The sequence below is a fragment of the Bacillus alkalisoli genome (genome assembly GCF_002797415.1).
Taxonomy (GTDB): Bacteria; Bacillota; Bacilli; order Bacillales; family Bacillaceae_I; genus Bacillus_CD; species Bacillus_CD alkalisoli.
On record NZ_KZ454944.1, the window covers coordinates 2,358,188 to 2,371,475 of the forward strand.

At 33.8% G+C, this 13,288-nt stretch carries 13 protein-coding genes; all 13 read right to left on the reverse strand.

Annotated elements, in window-relative coordinates:
- Nucleotides 1–6: 6 nt before the first annotated feature.
- The 13 genes from CDZ89_RS11690 to fliM are packed head-to-tail and all read right to left on the reverse strand — an operon-like array spanning nt 7 to nt 13,271.
- Nucleotides 7–2,034: a chemotaxis protein CheA gene (locus CDZ89_RS11690; protein ID WP_100333728.1), complete on the reverse strand. Its 2,028-nt coding sequence runs from the start codon at nt 2,032–2,034 to the stop codon at nt 7–9.
- A 13-nt stretch (nt 2,035–2,047) separates the two neighbouring features.
- A complete protein-coding gene (locus CDZ89_RS11695; protein WP_100333729.1) occupies nt 2,048–3,142 on the reverse strand; it encodes a protein-glutamate methylesterase/protein-glutamine glutaminase in 1,095 nt (364 codons plus the stop codon).
- A 3-nt stretch (nt 3,143–3,145) separates the two neighbouring features.
- Nucleotides 3,146–4,027 (reverse strand): MinD/ParA family protein, encoded by an 882-nt coding sequence (locus tag CDZ89_RS11700; protein ID WP_227521502.1) that lies wholly within the window; start codon nt 4,025–4,027, stop codon nt 3,146–3,148.
- Nucleotides 4,027–5,169 (reverse strand): flagellar biosynthesis GTPase FlhF, encoded by a 1,143-nt coding sequence (gene flhF, locus CDZ89_RS11705; protein WP_096154620.1) that lies wholly within the window; start codon nt 5,167–5,169, stop codon nt 4,027–4,029. Before flhF ends, CDZ89_RS11700 begins: the two co-directional genes overlap by 1 nt.
- Nucleotides 5,166–7,205 (reverse strand): flagellar biosynthesis protein FlhA, encoded by a 2,040-nt coding sequence (gene flhA, locus CDZ89_RS11710; RefSeq protein ID WP_100333730.1) that lies wholly within the window; start codon nt 7,203–7,205, stop codon nt 5,166–5,168. Before flhA ends, flhF begins: the two co-directional genes overlap by 4 nt.
- 27 nt (nt 7,206–7,232) lie before the next feature.
- On the reverse strand, nt 7,233–8,321 hold the full coding sequence (gene flhB / locus CDZ89_RS11715) for a flagellar biosynthesis protein FlhB (protein WP_100333731.1): 1,089 nt from the start codon (nt 8,319–8,321) through the stop codon (nt 7,233–7,235).
- A complete protein-coding gene (gene fliR, locus CDZ89_RS11720) occupies nt 8,322–9,104 on the reverse strand; it encodes a flagellar biosynthetic protein FliR (protein WP_100333732.1) in 783 nt (260 codons plus the stop codon).
- Between the two features lie 4 nt (nt 9,105–9,108).
- Entirely contained in the window at nt 9,109–9,378 is a 270-nt protein-coding gene (gene fliQ, locus CDZ89_RS11725) for a flagellar biosynthesis protein FliQ (protein ID WP_100333733.1), read from the reverse strand.
- 14 nt (nt 9,379–9,392) lie between these two features.
- Nucleotides 9,393–10,058 (reverse strand): flagellar type III secretion system pore protein FliP, encoded by a 666-nt coding sequence (fliP, locus tag CDZ89_RS11730; protein WP_100333734.1) that lies wholly within the window; start codon nt 10,056–10,058, stop codon nt 9,393–9,395.
- Nucleotides 10,059–10,060: 2 nt separating this feature from the next.
- Nucleotides 10,061–10,693, reverse strand: a complete 633-nt coding sequence (locus CDZ89_RS11735; protein ID WP_100333735.1) for a flagellar biosynthetic protein FliO — start codon at nt 10,691–10,693, stop codon at nt 10,061–10,063.
- An 11-nt stretch (nt 10,694–10,704) separates the two neighbouring features.
- Entirely contained in the window at nt 10,705–11,067 is a 363-nt protein-coding gene (locus tag CDZ89_RS11740; protein ID WP_096154627.1) for a response regulator, read from the reverse strand.
- Between the two features lie 16 nt (nt 11,068–11,083).
- Nucleotides 11,084–12,283: a flagellar motor switch phosphatase FliY gene (gene fliY / locus CDZ89_RS11745; RefSeq protein ID WP_096154628.1), complete on the reverse strand. Its 1,200-nt coding sequence runs from the start codon at nt 12,281–12,283 to the stop codon at nt 11,084–11,086.
- Nucleotides 12,273–13,271, reverse strand: a complete 999-nt coding sequence (gene fliM, locus CDZ89_RS11750; protein ID WP_096154629.1) for a flagellar motor switch protein FliM — start codon at nt 13,269–13,271, stop codon at nt 12,273–12,275. Before fliM ends, fliY begins: the two co-directional genes overlap by 11 nt.
- Nucleotides 13,272–13,288: the final 17 nt, after the last annotated feature.

Consider the following 13,288-nt stretch of genomic DNA (forward strand, 5'->3'; position numbering starts at 1 on the left):
TCTTTTCTATTTAATTAGTGCGTTACAATCTACAATTAATGCAACTTGACCATCACCTAGAATTGTTGCTCCTGAAATTGCAAATGTAGAACTTAAATAGTTTCCAAGTGATTTTAATACGACTTCTTGTTGACCAATAAATGAATCTACTACAAGTCCTGCAAGCTTTTCGCCTTTTTTAACTAATACTAGTGAGCATAAGTTCTCTGACATACTTTCTTTCGGAATCTCAAAAAGTCGTTCTAAGAACACAAGTGGGACAATTTTATCTCTAAAATTTATTACTTGTTGTCCATGAAGCGATAAAATATCTTCTCTCTTAATAATCGCCGTCTCAATTATAGAGGATAAAGGTATAGCATACTTCTCGTTCCCTATCTCTGTTAATAGAACAGAAATAATTGATAGTGTTAGCGGTAATTGAATGGAGAATGTAGTACCAGAACCTTCTATGGAATCTATTGAGATGGAACCTCCTAAAGATTCTATTGTGTTTTTCACAACATCTAGTCCAACACCACGGCCGGAAATATCAGAGATAGTTTCTGCAGTCGAAAAACCGGATGATAAAATTAATTCATACACTTCTTTATCCGAAAGAGATAGCGATTCATCTTTGGAGATAACTCCTCTTTCTATTGCTTTATTTAATACTCTGTCTTTACTTATACCTGCTCCGTTATCTGCTATCTCGATAAATACGTGGTTTCCACTATGGTACGCCTTTAGTGTAATTATACCTTCTTCTATTTTCCCTTGTTCAGTACGAACGCCAGGTGTTTCGATTCCGTGATCAATGGCATTTCTAATTAAATGTACAAGAGGATCACCAATTTCATCGATTACCGTTCTATCTAACTCCGTGTCTGCACCAATTATTTGCAGCTCTACATGTTTACCTAAATCTTTCGCAAGTTGTCTAACCATCCTCGGAAAACGGTTAAATACTGTATCAATCGGAACCATTCGCATATTCAAAATGATGTTTTGTAAATCATTCGAGATTCTCGACATTTTCTCCACAGTTTCATGTAGTTCGTTATGGTTTAACTCATTCGAAATTTGTTCTAACCTTCCTCTATCTATAACTAATTCTTCAAACAAATTCATTAAAACATCTAGTCTATCTATGTTAACGCGAATCGTTTTATTCGAAGGTTGATTTGTTTTCGGTTGTATTACTTCATTTTCTACAACTTGTTTAGTAGCGGCAACTTCTTTTTTCACTTCGTTCAAATTCTGTACTTGTTCTGCTTCCGTAGCTTGTTCATCACTCTTAAGTTTCGTAACATCTAATTTAACAATTTGCACTTCTTCCACTTCAGAAACTTTAAGAATAGATTCCTTTACAAACTCTATCTCTTCTTTCGTTAAAATTGTTACAGTAAAAGTCTCATCAAACTTTTCCTCTTCTAAAATCTCCACCGATGGAGTGGCTTTAATTACTTCAGCCATTTTTTCAATAGTCTCAAAAACCATATATACTCGTACAGATTTAAGTAGACAATCTTTTCGTAGTTTAACCCTTAACTCACATGGCGTATATCCTTGTTCCTCTGACTGCTCTAAAACTGTAACTTCATATTGATCATAATCAATGGACGACTCAATAGGGACCTCAGAAGATTCTGAATATGATTGCAACAGGTCAAGTTCACCTGCTTCGACTTTGTTTAATAAATTCACTATGGAAGTTACGTCTTTTTTACCGTCTCCACCATCAGCAATCGAAAAAACGATTTCCTCTAAATATTCAACAGATTGCAATAAAATATCTAATATTTCGGTAGTAACACTTATCTTGTCGTTACGAATTCCGTCTAAAACGTTTTCCATTTGATGTGTTAAGTTTGCTAAGTCTTCATACCCCATTGTAGCTGACATACCTTTTAGTGTATGGGCTGAACGGAAGATTTCATTAATAATAGAAGTTTCATTAGGATTGCGCTCTAATACTAGAAGTTGGTCATTTATTATTTGTAAGTGCTCTTTACTTTCTTCGATAAAAATATCAAGATATTGGTTAAGATCCATATAATTTGCACCCCTATATATTATTCAAAATTACATTGGCAATGTCGTTTAATTCGGCAACTTCATCTACTAAACCTGTTTCTTTTGCAGATTTGGGCATACCATAAACAATGGATGATACTTCTGACTCCGCAATAATATATGCATTATCTTTCTGTTTAATTGCTTGAATACCGAGAGTTCCATCGTTTCCCATTCCTGTCAAAACAGTAACTACCTTTCTCCATTCATCTAGTAAACTTATAGATTGAAACAATACATCTACTGCAGGCCTATGTCCCCTTATTGGTGGGGATTGATTTAACTGAATGATTAGTTTATCTACGTTATCCTTTACTACTTCCATATGGTATCCACCAGGAGCAATGTAAGCTGTATTTTGCAAAACATACATATTGTGTTCCGCTTCTACCACAGTTAGTTTACTAAGAGTATTTAATCTATCTGATAATGATTTAGTAAATCCAGGAGGCATATGCTGAACAATAAAAATAGGGGCATTGATGTTTCCTGGTAAACTAGTTAAGACTTGCTGTAAAGCTCTTGGACCTCCTGTTGAAGTTCCAATTGCAATAATGGTTTTTTCATGATTTTCATGCTTCTGTTTTAATGGTTGTTGTATTTCTTGCTTCTTTTCCAAATTTTGTTTTTCTATACTGTCAAAAGCTTTTGTTTTCAATGTTAGAAGTTTTCTATTTTTCATAGAAACTTTAGAAGCATGGATTATTTTTGAAATAAGTTCCTCTTTTACTTTATATAAATCTAATGAAATAGCTCCAGAAGGCTTTGGAACAAAGTCAATTGCCCCTAATTCCATCGCCTTAATTGTATTGTGAGCACCTTCTTTTGTTGTACTTGAAAGCATAATTGTTGGAATAGGGTAGTTACTTATCATTTTTTCTAGAGCCGTTAGTCCGTCCATTACTGGCATTTCTATATCTAATGTAATTACATCTGGTGAGTATTGTGTTAGTTTTTCTAATAAGTCCATTCCATTGTTAGCTGTAGTAATGACTTCTATTAAAGGATGATCATTTAGCATATCTGAAATTAACTTTCTCATGAAAAATGAGTCATCCGTAACTAACACTTTTATTTTTTGTTGCATGTATTAAGCCTTCCTCTCTAAGAAAAATTGAAACAACTTAGAGACAAAATTTGTATTGTTTTTTTGTGACGAGCTAACTACTAACTGTAAATATCTTTTTGTAATATCATTTATAGCTTTTGATGCAATACATGATGGATAAATAATAGTAAATGGTTTTTGTTCCATTACAGCACTCATGACATACTTATCATCAGGTACGAACCCTAATAAGGTTAAGTCTTTTTTTATAAAACGCTTGGAAACCGTGCTTAAACGTTGAAAAGTTTGAACAGCATTCTTTTCATTAAGTGCTCTATTTATAATTACTTGAAATGGAACATTAATGCTTTGTGCAGCAATTATTTTTAATGCTGAATATGCATCCGTTAGAGAAGTTGGTTCACCAGTAGTGACTAAGAATATTTCATTCATTGATAGTAACAGTTGCAAGTTTTCTTCTGTTATTCCGGCTCCCATATCAAAAATAATATAATCATATTGATTTGTAAGAGTTTGTAATTGAAGTAAAAATGAAATTACTTTATCTTTTTCAACTTGAAAAACGTTCGTTAACCCTGAGCCACCAGCGATAAAAGATAAGTTATGAGGTCCTTTTTGAATCAAATGCTTTAGTTCATAATTATGAAGAAAAAAATCCACAATAGATAGCTTCTGAGTAGAACCTAGAAGGACGTCAATATTAGCCATGCCAATATCTAAATCAATAAGTAAAACAGATTTTCCGTATTTTTGCATTGTTAAGGCGAAGTTTAAAGAAACATTTGACTTCCCGACCCCACCTTTTCCACTTATAACTGCAATTGTATGAGGAAGTCTATCTTCTTTTTTCTCTTTTTTCTTTTTGTTCATATTTTCTCTTAATAAGAACGCCTGGTCTTTCATTATTTTAAACCTTCTTCAATTAAATTCATTACTTTTGACTGTGACATTGGTTGAATATCTTCTGGTACACCTTGGCCGGTTGTAATAAATGCCACACCTTTATTAAATTCTTTCATCATGGCAAACATTGCTCCACTACTTGATGTCTCATCTAATTTTGTGAAAATAAATTGTTCAAAATTCACGTGTGAAAATTGGTTTGCAATTTTTTTCATATCCGTCAGTTTAGAGGTTAAGGATAATACTAAATATGTTTCCACATCGTCATTAAAATTAATAATATTTTTTAAGTCTTGTACATATTTAGCATCTAAGTAGTTTCGACCAGCAGTGTCAATAAATATTAAATCAACATTTTCTAACCTTTTTTTTGCTTTTATAAAATCTTCGGCGTTGTAACACACTTCTAATGGTGCATCAAGTATATTAGCATACGTTTTTAATTGGTCAATCGCTGCAATTCGATACGTATCTGTCGTAATAAAACCTATTTTTTTACCTTCCTTTAATGATACATGTGCAGCAAGTTTTGCTAATGTTGTAGTCTTACCTACTCCTGTAGGACCGACTAAACTAATATATTTCTTTTGAAGCTTTTTCCCACTAAATTCAAGCTTCACCGTTAAAGCATTAAAATGTTCGATAACTTTTTCTTTAATAACATTCTTATTATTTAATTGATCTAATGAACTTACTTCTAAAACATACCCCATCGCTTCTGTAACCATCTCATCTGGAATATCAAATTGTAATAATTTCTTTTCTATTTGAACCATTTCAGTTGACCAGTTACTTTTTTGCTTGTCTAGTTCAAGTTTTTGTATTAGGCTTTTCATTTCTTTTAAGCTATTAGCAATGTCAACATTTTCGTTTATATCACTAATCGGGGGTACTTTATCATAATCAAAATGTTTAGGCCTATTTTCTATATAGTTGTTCTTACTTTTATACTCTTCTTGTTTCACGTTCTCTAATTCATCTATCGCTGCTATTACTTCTACTTGTCTCTTTTTTATAAAACCAAAAAACTTAGTAGAATAAACAGCTTTTGAATTGAGAATGACGGCTTCTTCGCCTAATTCCGTTCGTACTAACTTCATAGCTTCATTCATCGTGTCAGCGGTATATTTCTTCACTTTCATGATTCAACATTCACCACCCCAATACTTTGTACTTCTACGTTTGCTTCTAATTCATTGTAAGATAATACTGGAACATGAGGTAAATATCGTTCAATTAATTGTCTAACATACATTCTTATTGCAGGAGAACATAATACGATAGGCGTTTGTTCATATAATGAAAATTGTTCTAGTTGTGCTGCAAGCGCTTGAACAATTTGCATAGACGTATCAGGATCTAACGCTAAATAGTTTCCGTGTTCCGTTTGTTGTATATGGTCTGCAAAAAGTTTTTCTACTCTGCCTGAGAGTGTGACAACTTTAAAGCTTTCGTTTGGAACAGCATATTGATTAGTAATTTGCTTGTTTAAAGCTTGTCTCACATATTCTGTTAACAAGTCAGTATCAGATGATAGTTTTCCATAATCCGCTAACGTTTCGAAGATGATTGGAAGGTTTCTTATGGAAACATTTTCTTTCAATAACTTAGATAATACTTTTTGTACGTCTCCGATGGAAAGAGGGTTTGGCGTAACCTCTTCTACTAAAATAGGAGCGGACTCTTTTAGATGTTCTATTAGTTGCTTTGTTTCTTGTCTACCTAATAATTCATATGCATGTTGTTTAATTTTTTCCGTAATATGAGTGGACACTACGGATGGAGGATCAACTACTGTATAACCGTACATTTCCGCTTCATCTTTAACGGTTTCTGAAATCCACTTAGCTGGTAATCCAAATGATGGTTCAATAGTATCTATACCTTCTATCGACCCTTCTTCCACGCCTGGGCTCATTGCTAAATAATGATCTAACAATATTTCACCCTTTGCGACTTCACTACCTTTAATTTTCAATCGGTATTCATTAGGTTGAAGCTGAATGTTGTCTCTTATACGAACAACCGGTATAACAATCCCAAGTTCTAAAGCCAATTGCCTTCTAATCATGACAATTCTATCTAACAGGTCTCCACCTTGTTTAGAATCTGCTAAAGGTATTAGTCCATAACCGAATTCGAATTCAATTGGGTCAACTGATAATAAATTAACAACACTTTCTGGACTTTTAAGTTCATCCGTAACCACTTCTTCTTCGGATTCTTCCAAGATGATATCTTCTTTTTCATGACTCTTAGAAATATAGTAACCACCAATAAACAGGACACCCGCAATCGGTGTAGTTAGCATATAGTCAATTGGAGTGGCTATCCCTAATAATAGAATTGCTCCTCCTGCTACATACAACATTTTTGGATAAGCAAAAAGTTGTGCGGTAATATCTGAACCAAGGTTACCGTCTGAAGCTGCTCTTGTTACAACAATACCTGTAGCCGTTGCAATTAATAGTGCTGGAATTTGAGATACAATTCCATCCCCTACCGTTAATAAGGTGAATTTTTGAGCCGATTCAGCAATTGTTAAACCTTGTTGTGCCATACCTACGACTATTCCAAAAATCATGTTTATTAACACAATGATGATCCCTGCTATGGCATCACCTTTTACAAATTTACTAGCTCCATCCATTGCTCCGTAAAAGTCTGCTTCTTTCGAAATTTTCTCACGTCGTTCTCTTGCCTGTGTTTCTGAGATTAACCCAGCATTTAGATCTGCATCAATAGCCATTTGTTTACCTGGCATCGCATCTAATGTAAACCTTGCTGCAACTTCCGAAACACGTTCAGAGCCTTTTGTTATAACAACAAACTGGATAACTACTAAAATAATAAAAACAACTAAACCAACTACTACGTTTCCACTGACAACAAACGTTCCAAACGTTTCTACTACACTACCCGCATCCCCTTCACTTAAAATGGACCTTGTAGTAGAAACGTTTAGTCCTAAACGGTAAAGGGTAAGAAGCAATAGTAACGACGGAAAGATAGAGAACTGTAAAGGCTCATTTACATTCATTGTCGTTAATAACACTATTAAGGCAAGGGAAATATTTACGATAATTAATATACTTAGCATCCATGGTGGAAATGGTACGATTAACATCGCAACTATTAATATAACACTAAGTAATACGGACAAATCTCTTGCTGACATACTTCTACTTCACCCTCAATCTATCAATCAATTCACTTTATTATTCAATTGGTATACATATGCTAAAATTTCTGCGACAGCCGCAAAGAATTCCTCGGGAACAGGGTCACCAATCTCTGCTTGCGCATATAATGCTCGTGCTAACGGCCTGTTTTCAACCGTTGCCACATCGTGTTCAATTGCAATTCCTTTTATCTTTAATGCTACAAAATCGACGCCTTTTGCTATAACATATGGGGCATCCATTTTTCCCTCGTCATATTTTAAGGCGACCGCATAGTGTGTAGGATTTGTGATAATTACATCTGCTTTTGGTACATCTGACATCATTCGTTGCATTGCCATTTCTCTTTGCTTTTGCTTAATCTTAGACTTTATTAATGGGTCACCTTCTGTTTTCTTATACTCATCTTTCACATCGTTTTTGGACATTCTGATATTTTTTTCATAATCATATTTCTGATAGAGGTAATCAAAAACAGATAGAAACAATAGAGCTGCACCAGCAATTAAACCCATTCTCACTGTTAAACTTCCTAAAAACGATAAAGCAGCATGTACGTCTTTTTGAGACAAAACTAAGAGCTCTTCCATGCTTAACCAAAGTAAAGAAAATGTAATCAAACCTACGAAAACAATTTTTAACATTGACTTCACTAATTCTACTATTGCCCTTATAGAATAAATCCTTTTAAATCCTTGTATCGGATCTAGTTTATTTAATTTTATTTGAATTGCTTCTGATGAGAATAACGGTCCAACCTGCATATAATTTCCGATGAATGCACTTAACACAGCTACTAACATAATGGGTCCTATAACGAGTACTAACTGCAATAAAATATCCATAAATATTAAATGGACACCGTCTATTGTCACTTCTTGCAACATGTACACTTGAAATGATTGTTTAAACAAATTCATTATATGTTGTTTCATCCAAGGGCCAATTGCAAAGAAACATAGAAAAACGCCAATTAGTACGAATGCTGTATTTACATCAGAGCTTTTTGCAACTTGCCCTTTTTTTCTCGTTTCTTGCCTTTTCTTTGGCGTTGCTTTTTCTGTTTTTTCTCCTGCGAAAAATTGAAGATCAAGCTTTAAATGAGGATACATTTACATTCCTCCAAGTAAATCCATTAATCCTCTCATCGTGTAGAGCATCATTTCAAATAACTTATAGAAGAGAGAGAATAATATTGTTAAAGATAATAAAATTGCTATAAAACTTACGCCTATTTTTAATGGTAAACCAACTACAAAAACATTTAACTGTGGTACAGTTCTTGCCACAATTCCTAATGCCACATCAACTAAAAACAAAGTACCTACAATTGGTATTGCCAATTGTAGTGCTACAATGAACATCATGTTTATTGTTTTCACTACAAACTCTAGTACATTTTCATCCGATAATGGGATCCATGCTTGTGTAAGCGAAATTAATTGGTAACTATAAAAAATACCGTCTAGCATTAAATGATGGCCATTTATCGCTAAGAGAAGTAATAATGCAAATGTATAAAAGAATTGTCCAATAATTGGGCTTTGTGCCCCTGTTTGTGGATCAATTACATTGGCCATTGCAAAACCCATTTGAAAATCGATAAACCCACCGGCAATTTGGATAGCCGCTATGACGATGTAGGCAATTAAACCGATTAACAAACCTACCATCATTTCTTTAAGAATGAGCAGAATATAGTCACCATCTATTTCCAAAATAGGGAGATCAAAAGATATTGCCATAATTAATGCTAAAAAAAATGCAAAACCTACTTTAAATTGTGCAGGCACACTCCGATAAGAAAAGAGAGGCAAAGTAACAAAGAACGATGATACTCTAATAAAAATTAATAAAAATGCTGGAAAATAGTCTATTATACTCAAAAGATCCATTTATTTAACTCACAAACCTATTAATGTTTCCGAATATTTCCATAGCGTAAGATAACATAGTTGTTAACATCCATGGACCGAAAACAATTAGTCCAATTAACACCGCAACTATTTTTGGAATAAAAGCTAATGTTTGTTCTTGAATTTGCGTTGTCGCTTGGAATATACTAACAGCTAATCCTACGATTAAAGCAAGTAACAACAACGGTGCACTAATTAATAGTATTGTGTAAACTCCCCGTTCCGCTAAGGAAATGACAAATTCTGGAGTCATTTTGCTCACCTACTTTAAAATGATTGCAATAAAGATTTCACGACTAAGTACCATCCATCGACTAAAACAAATAATAGAATCTTAAATGGTAAAGAGATCATTACTGGTGGTAACATCATCATACCCATGGACATTAATACGCTCGCTACTACCATATCAATAACTAAAAAAGGAATAAAAATCATAAATCCTATTTGAAAAGCTGTTTTTAATTCACTTATAGCAAAAGCAGGAACTAAAACGGTCAACGGAATATCTTGAATAGTTTCTGGACGATCCATACCAGCATAGTCCATAAAAAGCGCCAGGTCTTTTTGTCTAGTGTGTTTACTCATAAAATCTTTTAAAGGCATAGATGCTAAGTCATAAGCTTCATCAAGCGTTATTTCTTCATTGAATAATGGTGTCAACGCTTGTTCGTTTATTTCCGCAAATGTTGGAGCCATAATAAAAAAGGTTAAGAATAGTGCTAAACCAATAAGTACTTGGTTTGGAGGCATTTGTTGTGTTGCTAACGATGTTCTTACAAATGAAAGAACAATAATAATTCTAGTAAAGCTTGTCATTAAAATTAAGATGGCTGGAGCAATGGAAAGTACGGTTAGTAAAAGTAAAAGTTGGACAGAGGTAGCCACGGTAGATGGATCATTTCCATTAAATGATTGTAAAAATTCTGTCATAACTACAACTCATCCTTCTTCATTCTATCTAGCTTATTTTTTCTTTCATTGGACAAGTTCTTTAATTGGTCCTTTAACAATGTCGAAAATGTATTCGTTTGTTTTGTTGACTTTTGCTCTTTCCATTTTCCAATTAGTCCAATTAACTGGTCAGAGTTTATTGAACTTTCTATTCTATCTTGATACGCTTTTAAAATAACTTCTTTTTCTTCTTCATCTGTCACTTCTTTTAAAAGTTGAATAGAGTCACTAACCCCTAAGACAAGAATAGAATTCCCAACCTTCACCATTTGCAATGATTTATTACTTCCTAGAGTCGTTCCTCCGACGTTTACGATCGTCTTTTGTGTGTCAAATAGGTTATTCTTTTTGTTAACCAATTTCATTGCCCCGTATATGAGAAATAATACAAAGCCCAATGCTAAAAACATTTTTATAAAATCCCAACCAGAGATAGTGTCTTGTCTATCCGAAAAATTTGTAACAGTTGAATCAGGCTCGTTACACAATTCAGGGTTTTCTAAACATTGCTTCGCATTGTTTGGGACTCCCCCCCCTCCAGCACTGATAACTGTAGGGGAAAAAATGATAAATAATAGTAAAAAAGTGAATAATCTTAATAGATTTACATACAAAGAAAACACCTCTAAGATAGTGTTTTATGAATAGCTTCAATTACTCTATCAGCTTGGAATGGTTTTACAATAAAATCTTTTGCACCAGCTTGAATTGCATCAATAACCATCGCTTGTTGTCCCATCGCTGAACACATGATTACTTTAGCATTCGGGTTTATTTTTTTAATCTCTTTTAAAGCTGTTATACCATCCATTTCAGGCATTGTAATATCCATTGTTACAAGGTCTGGATGGAATTCTTTATATTTATCTATTGCTTGTACTCCATCCGCCGCCTCTGCAACAACATCATAACCATTTTTCGTTAATATATCTTTAATCATCATTCTCATAAATGCCGCATCATCAACTATTAATATTTTGTTACTCATAATTATTCCCCCTAAATCACTTTAACCTTTTTAATCTATCCGTTTGACTAATAATATCTGTTACTCTTACTCCAAAGCTTTCGTCGATTACAACTACTTCCCCTTGAGCAATTAGTTTGTTATTCACTAAGATGTCTACTGGTTCCCCAGCTAGCTTATCAAGCTCTATAATTGAACCTGATGATAAATCTAAAATGTCTTTTACTGTTTTTCTCGTTCTTCCTAATTCTACCGTTACTTGCAATGGAATATCTAATAACATATTAAGATTTCTTTGTTCAGGTTCCATAGCTGGTACCTCTTCAAACGATGAAAAGACCGCTGGTTGCACGTTAACTGTAGGTTGCCCAATAACTTTCGTACTTGTAGAGCCACTGGAATAATTCTTCTGTTGAGTTGTTTCAATAGAAGAAGCGTAATGAGAAGATTGTTCACTTTCTGCATTAAAGTCTAAACCATAAATATTTTCATTATTAGTAGAACTTGTCGTTTCATAAACTTCTTCTATATTAACTTCGTTATTATTACTTTCTCCGTGCAACTCGCTTACTAGAGTAAGTGCAAAATCCATTGGTAAAACTTGCATTATTTGAGAATCGATTAAATCCCCGATTTTAATATTAAAAGCAACTTTTACAATCTTTTCTTCGGATGCTATATAATCTTTTCCTTCGCCTTCTTTTAAATCTAACAAAACTACAGCAGGAGGAGAAATATCAATCTTTTTTTGAAATATCGTTGACATACTAGTTGCAGCTGAACCCATCATTTGATTCATAGCTTCTTGAACAGCGCTTAATTGAATTTCATCTAAAATAGTAGATTGAGTATGACCATCTCCACCTAACATTAAATCAGCAATAATGGCGGCATCTTTTTGTTCAATTACTAAAACATTTGAACCCGTAAAACCTTCTGTATAATTAACACTAATTGCTACATAAGGTTCAGGAAACTCACTTTCGACTTTATTTTTTTCTACTACCGTCACTTTAGGAGTAGTAATTTCAACCTTTTGGTTAAGTAAGGTTGATAGCGCAGTTGCCGAGCTCCCAAATGATATATTCCCTACTTCCCCTAATGTATCTTCTTCGATTTCCGTTAACGAATGTTCCACACTTGGTTCAGCAAAGAGGGATGAATCGTTGTTGTCAGTTGAAGTGCCGCGCAATAGTGCGTCAATTTCATCTTGTGATAACATTCCGTCATTCATCATCTTCCTCTCCCTCCTTGAGTTCACTCAAAATTTGTACAGCTAAATAATTTTTTGCTTTGCCTATTTGTCCTAAAAAGGTTGGTTTTTCGTCTACTTTGACCTTTATAGGATCTGTAATACTTTTATGAATTGGAATAACATCACCTACAGCTAAATCAAGTAAATCGGAAAAACTTATCTCTGTTTCACCAAGTTCTGCTGTTAATGTTAAAAACGTTCCTTTGATTGCTCTTTTTAATGCTTGTTCTTCATGTGGCTGTCTTTGCTTGCTCTTTTCTTCCATCCAATAATGAACCGATAACTTAGGAATTATTGGCTCTAATACTACATGTGGAATGCAAACATTAATCATTCCACTAATTTCTCCTATTGTAATGTTAAAAGAGATGACAATTACCGTTTCATTCGGAGAAACCATTTGTAAAAATTGCGGATTAATTTCTAAATCAGCTAAAAACGGTTCAATTTGTGCAACAGTTTCCCATGCCTCTCCAAAATTCTCAACAGCACCTTCGAATAAATTTGTCATTAATTTCGTTTCAATCTCTGTTAAACTATCAATTTTATTAAAGCTAGTTCCTCTTCCACCTAATTGTCTATCTAACATCGCATAAGCAATATTAGGGTTAAATTCCATTAACACTCGACCATCAAGAGGGGGGAATTCAATAACATTTAAAAATGTCATTTTTGGGATAGAACGTATGAACTCCTCGTATGGTACTTGATCTACGGATGCAACATTTATTTGAATGTATGTCCTTAGTTGTGCAGAGAAGTAAGTAGTTAAGAGCCTCGCATAATTTTCATGGATGCGTGATAAATTTCTAATTTGATCTTTAGAGAATCTAAGTGCTCTTTTAAAATCATAAACTTTCACTTTCTTCTCTTTTGACTCATTTTTTAAAATATCAGCGTCCATTTCGCCTGTAGATAGTGCTGATAACAAAGCATCAATTTCACTTTGAGACATAATATCTGTAGACATTTTCCCTCACCTCCTCC